The sequence below is a fragment of the Pseudoruminococcus sp. genome (genome assembly GCF_047012705.1).
Classification (GTDB): Bacteria; Bacillota; Clostridia; order Oscillospirales; family Acutalibacteraceae; genus Pseudoruminococcus.
On sequence record NZ_JBKXNW010000003.1, the window covers coordinates 72,526 to 91,724 of the forward strand.

General features: G+C 33.4%; 19 protein-coding genes. 7 read left to right on the forward strand and 12 right to left on the reverse strand.

Annotation, left to right across the window (positions count from 1 at the left end; genetic code table 11):
* Positions 1 to 418: 418 nt before the first annotated feature.
* Entirely contained in the window at positions 419 to 790 is a 372-nt protein-coding gene (locus ACLU24_RS03755; protein WP_412610430.1) for an Hpt domain-containing protein, read from the reverse strand.
* 62 nt (positions 791 to 852) lie between these two features.
* Positions 853 to 1,581: a LytR/AlgR family response regulator transcription factor gene (locus ACLU24_RS03760; protein WP_412610431.1), complete on the reverse strand. Its 729-nt coding sequence runs from the start codon at positions 1,579 to 1,581 to the stop codon at positions 853 to 855.
* Between the two features lie 157 nt (positions 1,582 to 1,738).
* Between ACLU24_RS03760 and ACLU24_RS03765 the strand changes: the two genes are divergently transcribed.
* A complete protein-coding gene (locus ACLU24_RS03765; RefSeq protein ID WP_412610432.1) occupies positions 1,739 to 1,963 on the forward strand; it encodes a DUF6514 family protein in 225 nt (74 codons plus the stop codon).
* Between the two features lie 366 nt (positions 1,964 to 2,329).
* On the opposite strand, the gene ACLU24_RS03770 is transcribed toward ACLU24_RS03765, so the two are convergent.
* The 6 genes from ACLU24_RS03770 to ACLU24_RS03795 all read right to left on the reverse strand — a co-directional run bounded on the left by ACLU24_RS03770 (position 2,330) and on the right by ACLU24_RS03795 (position 9,169).
* A complete protein-coding gene (locus ACLU24_RS03770; RefSeq protein WP_412610433.1) occupies positions 2,330 to 4,951 on the reverse strand; it encodes a heavy metal translocating P-type ATPase in 2,622 nt (873 codons plus the stop codon).
* 2 nt (positions 4,952 to 4,953) lie between these two features.
* Positions 4,954 to 5,367, reverse strand: a complete 414-nt coding sequence (locus ACLU24_RS03775) for an ArsR/SmtB family transcription factor (protein ID WP_412610434.1) — start codon at positions 5,365 to 5,367, stop codon at positions 4,954 to 4,956.
* A gap of 179 nt (positions 5,368 to 5,546) precedes the next feature.
* The gene (locus tag ACLU24_RS03780; protein WP_412610435.1) at positions 5,547 to 6,866 is read right to left on the reverse strand and encodes a dockerin type I repeat-containing protein; all 1,320 of its coding nucleotides are present in this window, start codon (positions 6,864 to 6,866) and stop codon (positions 5,547 to 5,549) included.
* 300 nt (positions 6,867 to 7,166) lie between these two features.
* Positions 7,167 to 7,913: a YebC/PmpR family DNA-binding transcriptional regulator gene (locus ACLU24_RS03785; protein ID WP_412610436.1), complete on the reverse strand. Its 747-nt coding sequence runs from the start codon at positions 7,911 to 7,913 to the stop codon at positions 7,167 to 7,169.
* A 141-nt stretch (positions 7,914 to 8,054) separates the two neighbouring features.
* Positions 8,055 to 8,501, reverse strand: a complete 447-nt coding sequence (locus ACLU24_RS03790) for a hypothetical protein (protein WP_412610437.1) — start codon at positions 8,499 to 8,501, stop codon at positions 8,055 to 8,057.
* Positions 8,502 to 8,632: 131 nt separating this feature from the next.
* Positions 8,633 to 9,169 (reverse strand): DUF3592 domain-containing protein, encoded by a 537-nt coding sequence (locus ACLU24_RS03795; RefSeq protein ID WP_412610438.1) that lies wholly within the window; start codon positions 9,167 to 9,169, stop codon positions 8,633 to 8,635.
* Positions 9,170 to 9,863: 694 nt separating this feature from the next.
* Between ACLU24_RS03795 and panB the strand changes: the two genes are divergently transcribed.
* The 5 genes from panB (at position 9,864) to ACLU24_RS03820 (ending at position 13,779) form a co-directional block, all read left to right on the forward strand.
* Positions 9,864 to 10,658 (forward strand): 3-methyl-2-oxobutanoate hydroxymethyltransferase, encoded by a 795-nt coding sequence (gene panB / locus ACLU24_RS03800; protein WP_412610439.1) that lies wholly within the window; start codon positions 9,864 to 9,866, stop codon positions 10,656 to 10,658.
* A 14-nt stretch (positions 10,659 to 10,672) separates the two neighbouring features.
* Positions 10,673 to 11,152, forward strand: a complete 480-nt coding sequence (locus ACLU24_RS03805; protein WP_412610441.1) for a pyridoxamine 5'-phosphate oxidase family protein — start codon at positions 10,673 to 10,675, stop codon at positions 11,150 to 11,152.
* Positions 11,153 to 11,213: 61 nt separating this feature from the next.
* The gene (panC, locus tag ACLU24_RS03810) at positions 11,214 to 12,059 is read left to right on the forward strand and encodes a pantoate--beta-alanine ligase (protein WP_412610442.1); all 846 of its coding nucleotides are present in this window, start codon (positions 11,214 to 11,216) and stop codon (positions 12,057 to 12,059) included.
* A gap of 18 nt (positions 12,060 to 12,077) precedes the next feature.
* The gene (gene panD / locus ACLU24_RS03815) at positions 12,078 to 12,461 is read left to right on the forward strand and encodes an aspartate 1-decarboxylase (protein ID WP_412610444.1); all 384 of its coding nucleotides are present in this window, start codon (positions 12,078 to 12,080) and stop codon (positions 12,459 to 12,461) included.
* A gap of 115 nt (positions 12,462 to 12,576) precedes the next feature.
* Entirely contained in the window at positions 12,577 to 13,779 is a 1,203-nt protein-coding gene (locus tag ACLU24_RS03820; protein ID WP_412610445.1) for an MGDG synthase family glycosyltransferase, read from the forward strand.
* A gap of 303 nt (positions 13,780 to 14,082) precedes the next feature.
* On the opposite strand, the gene ACLU24_RS03825 is transcribed toward ACLU24_RS03820, so the two are convergent.
* The 4 genes from ACLU24_RS03825 to ACLU24_RS03840 form a co-directional block, all read right to left on the reverse strand.
* Positions 14,083 to 14,463 carry a Mini-ribonuclease 3 gene (locus ACLU24_RS03825; RefSeq protein WP_412610447.1) on the reverse strand — a complete coding sequence of 127 codons (381 nt, stop codon included), beginning with the start codon at positions 14,461 to 14,463 and terminating at the stop codon, positions 14,083 to 14,085.
* 66 nt (positions 14,464 to 14,529) lie between these two features.
* A complete protein-coding gene (locus ACLU24_RS03830) occupies positions 14,530 to 15,390 on the reverse strand; it encodes an energy-coupling factor transporter transmembrane component T (protein ID WP_412610448.1) in 861 nt (286 codons plus the stop codon).
* Positions 15,390 to 17,312 (reverse strand): DUF4430 domain-containing protein, encoded by a 1,923-nt coding sequence (locus ACLU24_RS03835; protein WP_412610449.1) that lies wholly within the window; start codon positions 17,310 to 17,312, stop codon positions 15,390 to 15,392. The genes ACLU24_RS03830 and ACLU24_RS03835 overlap by 1 nt, the downstream gene beginning before the upstream one ends.
* On the reverse strand, positions 17,302 to 18,273 hold the full coding sequence (locus tag ACLU24_RS03840; RefSeq protein ID WP_412610451.1) for a DUF4430 domain-containing protein: 972 nt from the start codon (positions 18,271 to 18,273) through the stop codon (positions 17,302 to 17,304). The genes ACLU24_RS03835 and ACLU24_RS03840 overlap by 11 nt, the downstream gene beginning before the upstream one ends.
* Before the next feature lie 407 nt (positions 18,274 to 18,680).
* On the opposite strand from ACLU24_RS03840, the gene ACLU24_RS03845 reads away from it, so the two are divergent.
* A complete protein-coding gene (locus ACLU24_RS03845) occupies positions 18,681 to 19,142 on the forward strand; it encodes a hypothetical protein (RefSeq protein ID WP_412610452.1) in 462 nt (153 codons plus the stop codon).
* Positions 19,143 to 19,199 lie beyond the last annotated feature (57 nt).

Genomic DNA, 19,199 nt, shown 5'->3' on the forward strand with positions numbered 1-19,199 from the left:
GCCAACTAAGGTAGGCACATATCAATATGCAGTAAGAGTATTTGATTCAACAGGTGATTATGTTACTAAGAGTTTTACAGTAGCAGTTAAATAAGTTTAAAATAAAAAATTCTCACAGAATTTGTTCTGTGAGAATTTTTTTATTAGCTTTAAATAATAATTAAGAAAAGGCAGTCCATTTATGGATTGCCTTAAATTATTATTTATACTAAAAACTATATAAAACAAAAAATTAATTCAAACCTTTTCTAAATATATTTTATATTGAAAGCTAATGACGGGGGTGAAGTACAGTATTTTTATTGCAAACCCCTAAATATAGAGGGGTTTGAGAGTTGTATTTGTGTGATTTTTTATATTATTGGTAGTTTTATAAAAGGAATGTTTTTTTAATAATTCTTTCTTATAAACTGTAATATTATGGCTCATATTTTTTCTTTAGTTCTATGATAGCCGCTTTAACATCATTATAGTCAGAAATTAAATCATTAATAAGCTTATGTGATGTTTTTAAAATATTTTTATTATCAGAACGCAAAATATCGCTGATTTTTCCAGCAGACTTCGCCAGATTTTCAAAGCCAAGATTTTGAGCAAGCCCCTTTAAATTATGAGCGTAATTAAAGGCAGTATCATAATCCATATTATCAAGAGATTGACATAGTTTATCAAAGCTATCATCTTCTAAAAAACGAATTACAAAATTTACTATGCGTTTTTCACTTAGTAATCTTTTTAAAACATTTTCATAATTACTACCTATTTGTTGATAAAATGCCTCTAAAGTCATAAAAACAATCCCCTTCACTTATGTATTTATATTAAAGCCTAAAATAATTTTAAGTAATTAAATTATTGGGAAACCGAAGATATATGAGAGTTATGCTTTTCGTTATATTTAAGATATATTGAACGAATATCTTTTAGTTGTCGTTGTCTTATAAGAACAGAATCTCCGGTAGAGAGATGAAATTGATTTCCGGCCTCAATTATATAATCCATATTAACAAGATAGCTCTGATGACTTCTCAAAAAACGGGAATCATTAAGTTCGGCTTCAATTTCTCCAAGCTTTTTATATATGTTATAGCTTTCACCGTTATTTCTGTGTAAAATACATTTTGAATTATTACTTTCAATATAAGTAATTTCACTATACGGTATAAGCAAAAAATTACTTCTATGCCTTACACGGTAACTGCTTGTACTAAAATTTTTTGTAATTCTGTCAATAGAATTTTTAAGTTTATCATATGAGATAGGTTTTAGTATATATCCATCTGCATTTACATCATAGCTGTCAACTGCAAAATCAGAGCTTGCAGTGAGGAAAATAATTCCACCGTTAAATTTAAGCTGTCTTAATTTTTTTGCAACTTCAATTCCTAAAATTTTTCCCATAAAAATATCAAGGATTATTATATCATAGGGATGTCCGTCTTCGATTTCGTATATAAGATTATTTCCGCTTTCGTATTGGTCTATGTTATAAGCAATAGATTTATTCAAGAAATAGTATTCAAATAAGTCTATAATTAGTTCTCTGTCTAAAAGATTGTCATCACATATTGCAATATTCATATAATTCAAACCCTTTCTTATGATAAATCATACGTTTTGTCAAGTAACGCTTGATTCAATGAAGATTACGTCGATTTCACAAGCGATAATTAGCTGTATGGTTGTGTGATATAATAGTGCCATAGGACAGCGAATAAAGCTGAAAAGGGAGATTAAAATGTTCATATATAAGGTTGTAGAGGAAAATTTGCGAAATAGCGAATTAGGAAGCTATATTGCTTATGGAATATCAGTTTATCTTAGAGCAACAAATGTAATTCTTATTTCCATATCAGATATTTTTCTTGATAGGAATAAAGCAGAAAAACTTGTAGAATTATGCAATAAGAACGGTTTAGAGCCGATACACCTTAGAGAAGTAGTTGAAGATGCAATCGGTTGAATGAATCTCCCTATATTCCCGAAGAAATCATAATCATAACTTTAAGTTCAGCTACTTTAAAATGTAAATTTTAGTCTCTTATATCCTATAATTTATAAACATGCGTACACTTGACTTGCGTCTACAAAAGTATTGTATCACAAACTAAGACAAAAATCAACATTTTAGCTCAATTAAAATAAATAATATTGACTGTCAATTTTATGTGTGTTTATATCAATTCTACATAGTGCTTTCAGGTTTTAGACTCAGAAATGTGTTTTGTTCCCTTTGAACCTGTAAGGTTTCTATTGGAGGTGAGAAAAAAAGGACAACACCCAAAATGGTGCTGTCCTTTTGATTTGTTATTTATAATTCATAAATTCTTTAATATTTTTTTCTTAAAAGTCTTGCAGCATTGAGAACTGTAAGAACGGAAAGTCCGGTATCAGCTATAACAGCAATCCACATCGGCGCATATCCAAATGCAGCAAGTATAAGAACAATAGCTTTAAGTGCAAGTGCAAATGCAATATTAAAGCGAACAGTTTTCATAGCGCTTCTACTTATTTTAATTGCAGTAGGCAACTTTGCAAGAGTGCCGCTTGTCAGAACAGCGTCCGCAGATTCAATAGCGGCATCGCTACCAAGTCCCATAGCGAATCCGCAGTCAGCAGCAGCGAGTACAGGCGCGTCGTTTATTCCGTCACCAACGAAGATAACCTTACCGTTCTTTTGAAGCTCTTTAACAGTTTCGGCTTTTTCTTCAGGCATAAGGGAATGTTTGAATTCACTTAAACCACACTCATCAGCAATTTTCTTTGCGGCAATTTCACCGTCACCTGTGAGCATAACTATATGTTCAATGCCCAAAGATTTTAGATTATCAAGTGTAGCCTTTGTATCCTCACGGATTTCATCACTTGTTTCAATTTCGCCGACAATTTTTCCATCAACAGATAGATATATTATACCGCTCTTTAGGTTACTGTCATTAAAGAGTTTTCTGTTTCCGCAGAGAACAGCCTTGCCGTTATATTGTGCAGAAACGCCCTTACCGGCAATTTCTTTGTGGTCAGTAAGCGTAACCTTAGGAAGTTTTTCGGCAGCTTTTTTGATAGCAAGAGCCGATGGGTGAGAGGAGTATTCTTCAGCAGAAGCCGCAATAGAAAGAACTTCATCTTCAGACATTTTGCCAAGAAGTTTTACATTGGCAACAGCAAGTTCACCCTTTGTAAGAGTTCCGGTTTTATCGAAAGCAACAGTATTTACTTTAGAAATAGCCTCAATAAATTTACCACCTTTTATAAGAACGCCATTTTTAGATGCCGAACCTATGCCGGAGTAGAAACCGAGCGGAACACTGATAACCAATGCACAAGGGCAAGATGCAACCAGGAATACTAATGCACGATTTATAAATGTTGTGAAATCACCTAAACCGATAAGTGGAGGAACTATAGCAAGAACCAACGCCATCAAAAATACTATCGGAGTATAAACCTTTGCAAAACGGCTTATGAATTTTTCCGAATTGCCCTTTTGTGCGGAACTTTCCTCAACAAGTTTAAGAATACGAGATGCCGCAGAATTTTCACAAGAGTTTGTTACTTTTATAGTAAGAACGCCTTCAAGATTCATCATACCAGACATAACATCTGAATTTTTTGCAACATTTCTTGGAACACTTTCTCCGGTGAGCGCGGAAGTATCGAGAGAACTTTCACCATCAATTATAACACCGTCAAGAGGAATACGCTCATATGGATTTACAATAATCGTATCGTCAGGCTCAATTTCTTCAGCGTCTATTGTAAGGGTAGTTCCATCAGATTTAAGTAAATGTGCCTTATCAGGACGAATCATAGAAAGTGCTTCAATACCTTTTCTTGACTTGTTGACAGCCTTATCTTCAATATATTCGCCGATGTTGAAAAGAATTGTAACGGCGGCAGCCTCAAAAAATTCGCCAAGTATACATGAAGCGACAACAGCAATCATCATAAGTACATTTTCGTCAAGTCTTAGTTTGACAAGAGTTTTCAGACCTTTTATTACAACACGATATCCGGAGAAGCATACACCGACAGCAATTATAATTTTTCCAATCCATTCAGGTGAAATAAAAGCAGAAACTGCAAGACCTATTGCTGTTAAAATGATTGCAATACCGGTTTCAATGAGTATCATTTTATCCTTGTTAAAAGATTTTTTCTCCGAATGGATTTTTTTGTTATCTTTCTGCTCAATAAGAGTAACGCCGTCCTCAACAGAATCTATTGTCTTTTGGAGGGTGTCAAAAAGTTCCTTTTCATCAAGACTACTTTCAAGTGCAAGAGTTTTTGTTGCAAATGTAACAATAACATTATCAACGCCGTCGAGACCTGCGATAGCTTCTTCAATTTTCATAGCACAATTAGCACAATCGAGGTCCTGCAAAGTATATTTTCTTGTTTTGCCATGTGAATGTTTATTTTTTGTTTTCTGCTCAATAAGAGTAACACCGTCTTCAACAGAATCTATTGTTTTTTGAAGGGTGTCGAAAAGTTCCTTTTCCTCAAGATTACTTTCAAGTGCGAGAGTTTTTGTTGCAAATGTAACAATAACATTATCAACGCCGTCGAGGCCTGCAATAGCTTCCTCAATTTTCATAGCACAATGAGCACAATCGAGGTCCTGCAAAGTATATTTTCTTGTTTTGCCATGTGAATGGTTATGTTCATGATGTTCGTGCCCGCAACCACAATGTTCATCATCATCGTGATGGTGTTCGTGATGAGATTTAGTTTTTTCTATAAGAGTAACGCCATCCTCAACAGAATCTATTGTTTTTTTAATTGTGTTAAAAAGCTCGTGTTCATCAAGAATGCTTTTAAGAGAAAGCGTTTTTGTTGCAAAAACAATAGAAACATTCTCAACGCCATTTAGTTTTGCAATAGCTTCCTCGATTTTCATAGCACAGTTTGCACAATCCAGACCTTCAAGGGTATATTTCCTTGTTGTACTCATAATCAATTTCCCTTTCTTTTTTCTAAGATGTGTTCTAAACCAAGCTCATAAATTTTCTGTATATGCTCATCATCAAGTGAATAAAAAGATGATTTACCGTCACGCCTTACTTTTACAAGATTAGCAGTTCTTAACAATCTTAGCTGATGTGAAACAGCCGATTGTCCCATACCAAGAACCTCAGCAATATCGCATACACAAAGTTCGTTTTCAAATAAAGCACACATAATTCTGATTCTTGTAGTATCGCCAAACATTTTAAAAAGTTCTGCAAGAGAGAATAAAATATCGAGGTCAGGCGTATTATTTTTTGCCCTTACAACGGCATCAGTGTGAATACAAACTTCTTCGCAAGTATCCTTATCGTTGCAAGAAACACATTCCTCAAAGTTTTTATTTATTTCGTTATTATCCATAGGGGAACACACTCCTAATTCATTCTTTAAACATATGAGCAACTGTTCATATGATGACTATATTATAATGCTCGAAAATCGACTTGTCAATACCTATAATAAAAAATAAATCAAGTAAATGTTTTATTATTTCATAAAATAAATTACACAAGGTTGTTATATAAACCTTATGTAATTTATTAAGATATAAGGCGATTAAGTAGTAATAAATCAAGCGAATCTATTACATTGCTTTTATCTAAGTCGGCTGCATATTTTTGTGGAGTAGTTAATTCAAGTTTTCCAAGTAGATAATCTGTTAATCTTCTTTTGTCACCAGTATTAACAGAACCCTCGCCGGTTACATCGCCCATAACTATAATTATGTATTTAGATTTCAACGAGAGATTTTCATAATATTCAAGCGAAAATCCTGTTCCGAGATTACCAGAAGATGTTTTCTTGTTTTTATTGTCATAAAATATAAGACTTGAATTTTTCGCAGAGTTTATATGCTTTTTCAGTATAGCGATAGTTGTGCCTTGTGGAACTATTATATAGTTTCCGTCTGTTTTATAATCAGTAAAACCATTAAAGCTTGGTTTTGATATTGGATTAGAACTTTCAGTTTTTGAGTTTTCTATTGGTATAAAATCTTTTTCAGCAATAAGCTTTACATTTTTAGAACTAAGCAGGGCAATTTTATTTCCATTCACAGCAATGTCATCAATATTTCCCGAAAAGCTATATTTACTTACTATTGAACCATTTTCAGATAGCTTATTTATTGTATTTCCACTTACACCATAATAAACATCATTTAGTATAAATGCTTTTTTGTAGTTAAGCGTTTTTATATATTTAAAACCACTTTCAGGATTAAAAGAATATACTGTACCGTTTGTATCTATAAAGATATTTCCATAGAAAACAGGCTCTAGATTATTAAAAGAGGGAATATCGCATCTAATAGCAGTATTTGGATTATCAAGGCAATATAGAGAATCGGTAGTAACAGCATAAATTTTTTCATTATAACAAAATAGCTTTTTTACACTTTCTGAAAAGAAAGTTGTAGTAGTATCAAGAGTATTTCTTTTGATAGAAATAGTGTAGTTTCCGTCATTACCTATAAAATATATATAATTATCATTTGCTGTAAAGCTTGATGGAATAACATTATCCTCAGGAATATATGATGCGTCGACAGAACCGTTTCGTAATAATGTAAATATGGCGTTGTTTTCATCGGAATGAGATAGTATATATAGATAGGATTGTGAAGTTACAGCCTTTGAAATTTCATAATCACTTTTGCAGAATATTGTAGTTTCCTCACCTTGACTTGTAATAGAGGTGCAAGTAGTTTTGTTATCATTGATAATTCTATAAAATCCATAAGAAAAACCACTTAAAAGATAATTTTGATAATCAGTTTTCGCAGAGATGCTTATAAAATTTATTAAAGGGTAAGTTAAGAATAGTAAACTCAAAAGCGTTACTATAATTTTTTTCGTCATAGTATAACACACCTCCCTGTATGTATTATACTATAACTTTGTCGAATTTTGTTATATTTTGACTAAAAATTACAAAATCACTTATAAATATACATATGCGTAAATATAATCACTTTTACTCTTATAAAAAAATTATTTATCTTAAAATTTTTAATAAAGAAATAACTATATTTGATATTACTACAAAGATATTGTTTTTAAGATAATGAAAAAACTTTTGTTTGTGAATAAATAAAAATGGCATTAGAATATAAATTCTAATGCCATTCGTATGTTTAGCATAATATTTTTAAAAGGTGATTAGTCATCTTCCTCTGGTTCGTCATATTCCCAGTTATGGAAAACATTCTGAACATCATCGTTGTCTTCAAGAACATCAAGAAGTCTTTGCATCTTTGTGATAGCTTCTTCATCAGTAAGCTTTGTGTATGTGCTTGGAACCATTTCAACTTCAGCTGAAACAAATGTATATCCTTTGCCTTCAAGAGCATCTCTTACTGCACTGAAATCGTCAGGTTCTGTCTGAATCTCAAATACACCGTCTTCTGCGGAAAAATCAGCCGCGCCTGCGTCAAGTGCGTCTTCCATAACAGTATCTTCTTCAAGACCTTCACTCTCAATAAGGATAACACCTTTCTTAGAGAACATAAAGGAAACGCAGCCGGGAGTGCCCATGTTTCCGCCGAATTTATCGAAGTAATGACGGAGGTCGCCTGCTGTTCTGTTACGGTTATCGGTAAGTGTTTCAACAATAAGTGCAACACCACTTGGACCGTAGCCTTCATATGTGATTGATTCGTAGTTATTTGAATCGCCCTCGCCGGCAGCCTTCTTGATGATACGCTCAATGTTTTCATTAGGAACATTATTAGCTTTAGCCTTAGCGATGCAATCTTTAAGCTTTGAGTTTACATTTGGGTCAGCGCTTCCGCCCTCACGAACCGCAACAGCCAGTTCACGACCTATTTTAGTGAATACTTTTGCTCTTGCACCATCAGTCTTTTCTTTTTTTCTTTTGATGGTACTCCATTTTGAATGTCCTGACATATAGATAAACCTCCGAGAATAAATTGATTTCGTGAAATATTACAAAGCGATATTTCCCAATATATATTACCTATTTTACCATATTTCTGAGGCAATATCAAGTATCAGCTTTTGCGGTTTATCGTATTTAGAAAAAAGTGTTTAATAGTCATATTTTTTATTTTTTGAAATTTTCAAAAATCGTTTGATATTTACAATAATAATTATAACAGAAACTAAAGATAAAATAATAAAGATAAGAATCCTTGATCCTGTTGGATTAGGACAAGCAATTTCCGAAGGATTAGTCGGATTATAATATATTGTATATTTGCTGCCAACATTATCTATACCATAAGCATTTCCTATAACATATGAAGTATAGCTTGTTCCATTGATATTATATGTAAGAAAATACGCTTTCTCAAGTTCATTATTTTTATTCATAACATAATCACTATAAGCATATGTTGCCTCTATGGGTCTATATCCGTCTTTCTCAAGCTTTTGAGTAGTACCATTATAAACTGCAATAAAACCGGTTATTATTATAAATCCAAAGAATATATCAATTAATAGCATTTCAAGTATGGTTTTAGATTTTTTCATAATAAATTTCTCCTAAATAAAATTTTTGTTATTTCCATTAAAAAGATTCTCCACTTATCTATAAAGGCAGAGAATATCAGAGAATATTAAAACTATTATGTTTTTAAATTTTCTCATAAAATTTTTGCCAATTAGAATTTATTTATATCATTATAAATATGGCTGCTATTACTTTGTTCATTATTATTTTCATAAGGGTTTTGGTATTCATCTTCATATGGATTTTGATATTGCTGTAATTCTCCGCTTTCTTCTAATTGTTGTCGTTTTTTCTTTGATGTTTTAGAAGTGATAAAAGCTACAGTTAGTATTATTACAGGAAAGCTTATAAATAAGCATCTTACAAAAATAGCTCTGCCTTTTTCAGTGCTATGATATACTATGCTGGGATTGTTTTCATCATAATATAAAGTTAATTTTCTTCCAATGTAAATGTCATCGCCATTTCCATTTACAAATGATTTATAGGTTTTTCCGTCAACAGTATATATAGCATACCATCTTACGCTCTTGTCACGTCTTTCTTTGGCAATTATAGTAGCTTCTACTGGCATTCGTCCTTTGGAATAGTCAGCAGTTGAAAAAAAGGCAATAGCTATAATCACTAATGAAGCGATTATAAATAGTATTATACCTTTTGTGTTTGAATCTTTAAAATCAATCGACATATTAATTCTCCTCAATACTTTTAAAATTTATAGTTATTGTTGTTTTCAATATTATTTCATAAGGGTTCTGGTATTCATCCTTATAAGGATTTTGATATTGCAATATTAACATTACTCTTATCGGAATCACGCCATAATTTATTTGGATTATTCGCATCATAATATACGGTTATTACTTCTCCTGTAGAAATATGAGAATTATCTCCATTTATGAATGATGTATAATTTTCCTATTAACAGTATATTTAGCGCACTATCTTAATTCATTGTCGTATCTTATCTGATATGCAGTAGATTCTAATGCAATTTCCCCTTAGAATAATTCACATATCCTACAAGAATAAGTGTAGCTATAGTTGCCACTATAGCAAAAACAAATATATTATAATACTTGAATGTGCTTTTTTACTTGTGTTTGATATATGAGTTCCTTCTTAATATTTTTAATTTTAAATATATTATATTTCAAAAAACATATAAAGTCAAGCAGTATATTATGCGATATAGGAATAATGACGAAAATAAAATAACAGTTCACTTTTAGCTTGCAATATGATATAATAGCGTCGTAAGACTATTTTGGGTAAAAGCCTATATTCTTATTGAAACAGGACTTTTGCGTTATTCAAAAATATGTCTATGAAAAAAATCGGACTTTCACTATATTTTGGAAAGAATCGGAGGAATTTAATTTATGAAAAATACAGCAGTAACCTTTAAAAATGCAAAACAAAAGGGAGAAAAGCTCAGTATGTTAACAGCATACGATTATACTACTGCAAGTCTTGTAGATTCCGCAGGAATCAATGCAATACTTGTCGGTGATTCTCTCGGTATGGTTATGCTTGGATATGAAGATACTATTTCTGTTACTATGGAAGATATGATTCATCATAGTAAGGCTGTTGCAAGAGGTGCAAAAAATACCCTTGTTGTTACAGATATGCCTTTTATGTCATATCAGACAAGCGTTTATGACGCTGTTGTCAATGCCGGTAGACTTATGAAAGAGGGCAGAGCAGGTGCTGTTAAATTAGAAGGCGGAGTAGAATTTGCAGAGCATATTTCTGCAATAGTTAAAGCTTCAATTCCTGTTATGGGACATATCGGTCTTACTCCACAATCTGTCAATGCTTTTGGAGGATTTAAGGTTCAGGGAAAGACAAATGAAGCTGCACAAAAGCTTATAGATGATGCAAAGGCTCTTGAAAAAGCAGGGGTATTTGCTATTGTTGTAGAGTGTGTTCCGGCAGAACTTGGCAAGGCTATAACAGAAGCAGTGAGTGTACCTGTTATAGGAATCGGTGCGGGCAAATATTGCGATGGACAGGTTCTTGTATATCAGGATATGCTTGCTATGTATGATAAAATGAAACCTAAATTTGTTAAGGCTTATGCTAATATAGGCGAGCAAATGATTGAAGCTTTTAAGGCTTATGATAATGAAGTTAAGAGCGGAGCTTTTCCGACAGATGAGCATAGCTTTTAATTAAGGGTGGTATTATGAGAAGAACAGATAGAGAAATTACAGATTTTTCGCAGATGGTTGAAATTATGAAACACTGTGTAGTATGCAATGTTTCGTTTTCTGACGAATATCCATATGTTGTGCCAATGAATTTTGGAATGAAGATTGATGGCGAAGAAATTACACTCTATTTTCATGGCGCAGGTGTTGGAAGAAAGCACGATTTGGTTAAGAAAAATAATAAAGTCGGCTTTGTTATGGAAAATATGCTTTCTGTTCTTACATATGATATTGCTTGTAAGTCTGTTGCTGAATATGAGAGTGTAATGGGCTATGGTAAAATTGAATATGTTGCTGATGATGAAAAGTTAGAAGCACTTAAACTTTTAATGAATCAATATGCCAAGCCAAGTGGCGAAAAGTTTGAATTTGAATCAGAGGCGGTAAAGCATACTTGTATTATGAAACTTAAAGTTGAAGGTTTGTCTGCCAAGAGATTGGTTATAAATAAATAGTTTAGAAAAGCATCTATCGTAGGTTTTAAGGTTAGACCCCTTAATATAGGAGGAATAGAAAATGAAAATAGTAAAAACTGTTCAAGAAGTCAGAGATATTGTTAATGAATGGCGTAAGGAAGGCTTAACTGTTGGTTTAGTGCCAACTATGGGCTACTTGCATGAGGGACATCAAAGCTTAATTGCGAAGTCTGTCGCACAGAATGACAGAACCGTTGTAAGTATTTTTTTGAATCCTATACAGTTCGGACCAACAGAAGATCTGGAAAGCTATCCTCGTGACCCTGAGCGTGATGCAAAGCTTTGTGAAGATACAGGTGCGGATTTGATTTTCAGACCTGATGTAAGCGATATGTATTATGATGATTTCTGTACTTTTGCAGATATGGACATTATCACAAAAAATCTTTGTGGAAAGAGCAGACCTACTCATTTCAGAGGTGTATGCACAGTTGTTCTCAAGCTGTTTAACATAGTTAAGCCGGATAGAGCATATTTTGGTCAAAAGGATGCACAGCAATTAGCTGTTATAAAGCGTATGGTAAGAGATTTCAATATTGATATAGAAATCGTTGGTTGTCCTATCGTAAGAGAGGCTGACGGTTTGGCTAAAAGCTCAAGAAATACATACCTTAATCCTGAAGAAAGAAAGGCGGCACTTATTTTGAGCCGTTCACTTAAGAGAGGTATGGACATTATCAAAACAGGCGAAACCAATAGTAAAAAAATTATAGATGCAATAACAGAAGTTATAAACACAGAACCTCTTGCAAAGATTGATTATGTTTCAGTTGTTGATGCAGTCACTATGCAAGATGTTGAAACAATAAAGAGCGATGTTCTTGTTGCTATTGCTGTTAAAATAGGTAAAACAAGACTTATAGACAATTTTTCGTTTTCCGTTTAAAACAGGGAGGAAGTACTAATGCAAATCGAGATGCTTAAAGCTAAAATCCACAGAGCAACAGTTACTCAGGCGGAGCTTGATTATGTTGGAAGTATCACAGTGGATATAGACCTTCTTGAAGCGTCAGGGATTCTTGAATATGAAAAGGTTCAGATAGTAGATATAAATAATGGCTCTCGCTTTGAAACCTATACCATAGCAGGTGAAAGAGGATCAGGTGTAATTTGTCTTAACGGAGCGGCTGCAAGATGTGTTTCTACAGGTGATAAGATTATAATTATGGCATATTGTACACTTACTCCAGATGAAGCAAAAACTCATACGCCAAAAGTTGTCTTTGTTGATAAAAAAAATGCTGTAAGTCAGATTACTGATTACGAAAAACATGGAGAGATTAAATAAACATATTATTGATTTTGCAAAATGTTTTTATTGAAAAAAATATAGAGTTGCTGTATAATATACCTCAAATATAATTTGCTTGATTAATTTACAAAATTTTTCGGAGGGAAACTGTATGAAGATTTTGATACTTTCCGCAACAACAGGCGGAGGACATATGAGTGCTGCAAATGCACTTAAAAACTATGTTATAAGTGTAGAAAGCGATGCTGAGGTTAATATTATAGATGCAATTCAGGTTGTAAGTCCCACACTTAATAAGGTTGTTACGGGTGGTTATGTTTATCTTGCAACAAAAACTCCTAAGATGTATGGTGGTATTTACAAGACCTCTGATAAAGATACTTCCCTTAATAAAGCGGTTACTATTGCTACATCACAGATTGGCAAAAAGCTTTTGCCAATAATAGAAAAATATCAGCCTGATGTTATTATTACAACTCATGCTTTTGCTTCAGAAATGGCAGCAATGCTCAAAGGTGATGGAGAAATTGATATTCCTATAGTAAGCATAATAACAGACTTTGCACCACATAAAACATATATAAACAAAAATGTTAACGCATATATCGTTTCAAGTCGAGAAATGGTTGAAGATATGGTGGCTCGTGGAGTACCGAGAGAAAAAGTCTACCCTTTTGGAATACCCGTAAAGCAAGAATTTTATAATGAAGTTTCACGCAGAGAAATTCTTTTAGAAGAAGGCTTAGACCCTGACCTGAAAACTGTTCTTATTATGGCAGGAAGTTTTGGTGTAACTGATGTTCTGAAAATCTATCATAATATTGTTAACGCAAAACCCGATTTTCAGGTTATACTTATAACAGGCAGAAACGAAAAGCTTTATGAAACCTTTGATAGATATTTGTCTAAGACAATTTTGCAAAATGCTCTTATTGCAGAATTTAATTCTGAGCAAGAACACCTTTTCAAAACTATTAAAAAACCAAGAAAGCCAAAGCCGTCAAAGCCAACTAAGCTTTTATACTTTACCGAAGAGATTCCAAGATATATGCACATTTCAGATTTGATTGTTACAAAGCCTGGCGGTTTAACCGTTTCTGAGGCGATAGCATCAGACCTTCCGATAGCTGCATATAAGCCTATTCCGGGACAAGAAGAACAAAATGTAGAGTTTTTAACAGCCAAAAATATGGCGGTAAGGCTTATTAAAGGTAAAGAGTGTACTAATACTATAACTGAACTTTTGACAGATGATACAATCTTAGAGGATATGAGAGCAAGTATAAAGAAATATTCTAAGGGTAACTCATCAGAAAATATATATAAGCTTTTGAGAAAGCTTTGTGATAAATAAAATATTTAGCGAAATATAAAAACGCAGTCGGACTAAATTAGCCTGACTGCGTTTTTTGTATAAGTTGATAAAATTCCCCAAGATAATTAAAAGTTTCGCTCGAGCCTTTTCTACACCAGCTTTGCTGGTGAAAGTTACTCGCAGGGTCGAGGGACGGAGTCCTTCGTGGGTGTTAAGGGCAACGCCCTTAACATTCTTTGCTCTTTAAGTGTGGGCAAAATCCACCGCTTAAGAAAAAAGAAATGTTGGGCTTCACTTAAAGTTTAAAATGTTTTAGGTAAGTCGATAAGTTTCTTAAAACTTTTAATTCTTTAATAATTCTCTTATTCTTTCAATTCTGCCGGCAAGATATAAATATCCTAATAAAGCTTCCAAAGCTGTGGCTGAATGATAATCTGCCGATGTTGCATTTTTTGGGATATGTTGTGTATGAGCGTTTCTGCCCCTTTTGAGTACATCAAGCTCTTCTTCGGTCAAAATCGGCATAAGCTTTTCAACAAGCTTTGCTTGTGAAGAACATCTTACTATGGAAACTTTTTCCTCGTTGAGCTTTTTTACTGGACGATTAGCTTCGCATACAAGCCTTTCACGCACAAATAAATCGTAAACTCCGTCACCAACAAAAGCTAAGGCTAAAGGACTTAATAATTTCGGGTCACAGGGAGAGTTTTCAATCCTTGACATTATACCGCTCCTCAATAATAATATGTTGCTATTATACCGCTCTGTAGATTACTTGTCAAATTACAGCTATTTTCGTGCTGAAATTTCAAGTATGAATGGAATTACTGATAGTATGAAATATGCCGAATATGCCACAATAGCAATAAACTCGAAACTAAGCTTGTTTAAAAAATTCCCTGAGGAATAATAATCAACTGAAAGAATACCCATAGCCTGTGCTGATATTACTGCCGAAAATAGCACGATAGAAATTATAATCAAAGCTACATCATTTTTGCGAAATTTAAAAATCGAAAATGAATTTCTGTGCTTTAACTCACCGCCACGAGCAGCAAAGGAATCCGCAGTATCAACAGAAGTTTCGAGCGACCAAGTTATTAAAGATGAGGTTACACGCATACCGCCCTTTACATTATCGACTATATTACTTTCTTTATATAAGCCCATAGTTTTTTGAGCATTGTTGATAATACTTGCCCTTTGTCGATATAGTGGAATATATCTCAGCGACATTGATACAAGAAGTGCAAGTCGTGGACTGAATTTTCCAAAGATATACATAACCTTATCTGAGGTCATTATTTCCGAGAAAACAAGAAACCAAATCATAACCGCAAGAATCATAATTCCGTTATTTATGCCGTAGAAAAGAGCCTCAAGGGTTATAGCTTTTCCGTTTATAAATAATAAAACGGTTTCGCCTTTGTGCGAAAATATAGGATTTATAAGCGAAATCAGTAAAAAAAGCAATATCCAAAAAATAAGTGTCTTTGCAGAGATTTTTCTGAAAGTTACAGCATAATAGAGTATTGAGCCAAACAAGGCAAGCAGTAATATTATTGGATTTTGTATAAACATCGCTATAATTATTGTCAACATAAAATGCACAAAAATAGCAATAGAATTGTGTTCTGAAAAAGCTCTCATTATAAATCCTTTCCGATATTAGCGGTGTAAGCCCACTCTATTACATCGCCGTCTTTAAGCTTATAGCCCGAACAGCCAACGTTCGGTGTTTCACCATTTACTTTATACATCCAACCAGAAAGTTCTCCGCAATCAAATTCATATAAGCCATTTATTCCTTTTACATATACAGTTTCGTTTGAGCTATCATAATCAATTTGGATTTTATTTTTTTTCGTTGCTGAAACAAGCACATCAAAAACAGTATCACCCTCTGAAATTGAAAATTCTGTATCATCAAGAATAATTCCATTTTCAGGGATTTTTTTATTATCAGTTTTTCCGATTGCATTTTTACAAGAGATTGATATAGTTACTGTCTTGGTATTTTGTTTATTGTCCGAAGTTTCATTGTAGTATTGATTTGGCGTTTCAATCTTTATAGTAAGTGAAATGCCTGTTAAAACTGCAAATAACGCAACAAGAACTATAATATTCGTTTTGTTTAGCTTTTTACGAATAATAAGCACAACAAAGATTATAACGAAAATTCCTAATAAGCATAAAGCAATAATAAGATTATAATTTACAGCTTGAGTTTCAGCAATATCAGAACTTTCTGATTTTGAAAGATTTGAGCTTTTTTTGTTATGTTCTGATATTTCTTCCATATTAGAATTTTTAATAGATTCAGCTTTTGAACTTTCTAAGGTAGTAGTTTCGCTACTTTTAGATTTGCTTGTAACTGAGTTTTCAACATTTTGCTTGTTGTTTGTTGAAAGTTCAGCTTTTGAATTTTCAATTTTGCTTGAAATGCTTGAATTTGTATGGCTATTTTGACTTGGCTTGCTTATTTGAGAAGTTTGAGAATAGCTTGAAGTGCTACTATTGCTTGAGTTGTTAGGCTTAGAGCTTACAGAACTTGAAGAACTTGGCTTTGAATTATCTTTATTTGGCTTTGGTTCAGGTTTTGTACTGATTTCTCTTTGAATATTGTTGCTGACAAATTCAAAGAAAGCAGTTTTTCCATTTTCTAATCTCCAAAGTGAAATAGTTGCATATAGAGCTTGAACAGTTGCAAGCTGGTTGCTGTCACCGCCGTAGGTATGAGAAAAACTTCCATCAGAATTATGATATTTCAAGAGTCCGTCATAAACCGTATTTCCATTTTTGATGAATCGGCTGTCGGTATTGCAGTTAATTTTCATAGTGCTTAATGCAAGCAAAACCTGTGCAGTACTTTCTGCATTAGAAGTGCCATAGCTTTTGAAATCACCGTCAGACTGCTGCCTTTTTGACAGGTAATTAAGGGCTTTATCAATGGCAGTTTTGACATCGCTATGTTTATAATATCTTGCAAGAGCCTGAATAGTCATAGCTGTGACATCGACATCAGAATTTTGCATAAGTCCCCAGCCACCATCAGAAAATTGCATAGACAAAATTTTGTTGATGATTTCATCTCGTGTCATACTGCCGTAGTATGCTCCGCAATCAAGCATAATAAGACCGTAGGCATAACTCATAATTCCAAGTTTACCGATAGAACCATTGAGTGCAGTTTTAATATAATCAGATTTACTTCCCATAGCAGTATAGGTTATAGCAATTCTCTGCATATCGGTTGCACGAAGATTTTCAGCGGAATTTGTGTATTTATCAAGAGATTTGACACATTTTGAAAAATTGATATTATATTTATATCGTGAAAGCGAAATTGCATACCAATCGGAAATACTACTTCCCATACTATCGCTTATTTCATCAGCAAGATTTTGTGCCGAGCCATTATGTTTCCATTTTAATATGCCGTCGATGACGCTTTCTGTATCATTAGATGTTGCCTCTGCCGTTATGCAAAAATTGGCAGGAATAAAAATCCCTGCCAATATAACTGCAAGAAGCATAATTGAAATTATTCTACTCGCAAAATTATTTTTCATTGTTTCTCTTTCTTGTCATTAAGATTACTGCAAAAGCCATAGCGGTTGTTAAAGCAACAACAGTCATGGCTGATGAATCACCGGTTGATGGTGCTTTACCGTCTTGAGATGTTGTAGATACTGTGCTTGTTGGCTCGGCAGAAGATTCTGTGCTTACTTCTGATTTTGAACTTTCAGTTGTGCTTGATTCAACCGAACTTTCCTGACTTACTTCTGAACTTTCAACACTTGATTCATTGGATTTTTCAGGAACATTAATTTCATAATCAGGCGCAAGACGAAGTACAAGCGGAATACCGTTTTCGCTAAGCTTGCTTATAGCAAGAGAGTGGTTGCCTTCTGTTAAATACTTATCTTCAATGTTGATAGAACCATTTTCATCCGTTTTGTAGCTTACAGTGCCGCCATCTGTACCCCATTCAATAGTTGCATCTTTTACAGGGTTTGTGCTTATAATTGGGTTATAATCCGCGTCATATGTTGTATCTTGGCTTGTAAATGTAAGAATACCTTCGCTGATTTTAGAAGCGTCAACTTCAGGATACTGCATACCAACGCCGTATGGGTCACCGTAATAAAGAACAACGCTGTCGCCGTCAGAAAGCTTATAGTTATTGACAGTATCTGTCGGAGAAACTCCGTTTACTGTATATAACCAACCGTCCCAGCCACCGAAAGTAGCTTGCTTGTCGTCGTTAACGGCAGTTATCCAGCCACTCTCAACTCCTGTGATAGTAATATCATCATTTCTTTCATCAACATACATGAGAGCATTCTGAACTGTAAGATTATCACCTGTATAAGGAACTTCAACAGTATCATAGTATAGATTCTTGTTGATTCCCTCAATTCTTACTGTAACAGACATTTGTTTTTCTTCATCAGCAAATGCAAAAGTGCTGAATGAGCTTACTGCAAGAGCTGCTGCCAAAGCAGAGCATAAGATTTTCTTTGCTTTCATTTTAATTTTCCCCTTATAAAAGATTTTATAATAATTCGAGAAAAGGGAAAACAAAAAAGCCAATTCACAAAATGCAAATTGACACAGAAAACAAGCTATCAAGCTAAATGCTTAATAACTCCTTACTCTGTACTCTCCCAAATGCCCGAAAGTATTAATAAGTTTATAAATCAGACAGCGAGCGACCCGACTTAATCTTGGCGAAAACCAAAACATACGGTAATGGCGGTTGTATCAGATTTTCACTGATTTCCCTCAGTTCTGTCCGAAGATATTCAATTCAAATTCAGTATATCATGTTTTCTTTTTTAGGTCAAGAAATTATAAAAGCGTAGTAAAACTATAATTGCAAAATAAATTATAATATGTTATAATATATAAATCAATTTCAATGTGAGGTAATAGATATGTCAGAATTAAAAAAAAGCGATTTTGCATATGGTGCAGCCGTATCTGTTTTAATGAGTAATGGCATCAATCCAACACTTATTGATAGCAGTAAGAAAAGAAATTTATATAGCATTTTGATTGATAGAGAAGAATGTCTTTTATATGTTAAATATAGTGGCATAAGTAATAACGGTTTGTATGATAACTGGATTTTCGATATAGAAAAAGAACTTGACGAACTAAATGGGTATTTGGCTGAGGGTAAGAAAATGTTTATTGTGCTTGTTTGTATAATAGATATTTTCTCAAGAGGCGAGATAGTTATACTTGATTCTGATGAGTTGCAAACATTGATTAATGCAGGTAAGAAAAATATTATAATCAGCCGACAGAGAACCGGCGAGTATATGGTTTCTACCGGCAGGAAAAAAACTGAATATATTAGTGTAAGGTATAATAGGTTTAATGAGCTTAAATAATTATTATTATGTTTAAGCAAAATTATACTATTATTCCTTGTAATATTGGGGATAATA

What these genes read in the sequence shown, in the direction of transcription:
- ACLU24_RS03795 (WP_412610438.1), bottom strand. Translation starts at nt 9,169, where the DNA reads ATGTCGATTGATTTTAAAGATTCAAACACAAAAGGTATAATACTATTT.
- panD (WP_412610444.1), top strand. Translation starts at nt 12,078, where the DNA reads ATGCAAATCGAGATGCTTAAAGCTAAAATCCACAGAGCAACAGTTACT.
- panB (WP_412610439.1), top strand. Translation starts at nt 9,864, where the DNA reads ATGAAAAATACAGCAGTAACCTTTAAAAATGCAAAACAAAAGGGAGAA.
- ACLU24_RS03770 (WP_412610433.1), bottom strand. Translation starts at nt 4,951, where the DNA reads ATGAGTACAACAAGGAAATATACCCTTGAAGGTCTGGATTGTGCAAAC.
- ACLU24_RS03775 (WP_412610434.1), bottom strand. Translation starts at nt 5,367, where the DNA reads ATGGATAATAACGAAATAAATAAAAACTTTGAGGAATGTGTTTCTTGC.
- ACLU24_RS03845 (WP_412610452.1), top strand. Translation starts at nt 18,681, where the DNA reads ATGTCAGAATTAAAAAAAAGCGATTTTGCATATGGTGCAGCCGTATCT.
- ACLU24_RS03840 (WP_412610451.1), bottom strand. Translation starts at nt 18,273, where the DNA reads ATGAAAGCAAAGAAAATCTTATGCTCTGCTTTGGCAGCAGCTCTTGCA.
- ACLU24_RS03830 (WP_412610448.1), bottom strand. Translation starts at nt 15,390, where the DNA reads ATGAGAGCTTTTTCAGAACACAATTCTATTGCTATTTTTGTGCATTTT.
- ACLU24_RS03785 (WP_412610436.1), bottom strand. Translation starts at nt 7,913, where the DNA reads ATGTCAGGACATTCAAAATGGAGTACCATCAAAAGAAAAAAAGAAAAG.
- panC (WP_412610442.1), top strand. Translation starts at nt 11,214, where the DNA reads ATGAAAATAGTAAAAACTGTTCAAGAAGTCAGAGATATTGTTAATGAA.
- ACLU24_RS03835 (WP_412610449.1), bottom strand. Translation starts at nt 17,312, where the DNA reads ATGAAAAATAATTTTGCGAGTAGAATAATTTCAATTATGCTTCTTGCA.
- ACLU24_RS03790 (WP_412610437.1), bottom strand. Translation starts at nt 8,501, where the DNA reads ATGAAAAAATCTAAAACCATACTTGAAATGCTATTAATTGATATATTC.
- ACLU24_RS03755 (WP_412610430.1), bottom strand. Translation starts at nt 790, where the DNA reads ATGACTTTAGAGGCATTTTATCAACAAATAGGTAGTAATTATGAAAAT.
- ACLU24_RS03805 (WP_412610441.1), top strand. Translation starts at nt 10,673, where the DNA reads ATGAGAAGAACAGATAGAGAAATTACAGATTTTTCGCAGATGGTTGAA.
- ACLU24_RS03780 (WP_412610435.1), bottom strand. Translation starts at nt 6,866, where the DNA reads ATGACGAAAAAAATTATAGTAACGCTTTTGAGTTTACTATTCTTAACT.
- ACLU24_RS03760 (WP_412610431.1), bottom strand. Translation starts at nt 1,581, where the DNA reads ATGAATATTGCAATATGTGATGACAATCTTTTAGACAGAGAACTAATT.
- ACLU24_RS03825 (WP_412610447.1), bottom strand. Translation starts at nt 14,463, where the DNA reads ATGTCAAGGATTGAAAACTCTCCCTGTGACCCGAAATTATTAAGTCCT.
- ACLU24_RS03765 (WP_412610432.1), top strand. Translation starts at nt 1,739, where the DNA reads ATGTTCATATATAAGGTTGTAGAGGAAAATTTGCGAAATAGCGAATTA.
- ACLU24_RS03820 (WP_412610445.1), top strand. Translation starts at nt 12,577, where the DNA reads ATGAAGATTTTGATACTTTCCGCAACAACAGGCGGAGGACATATGAGT.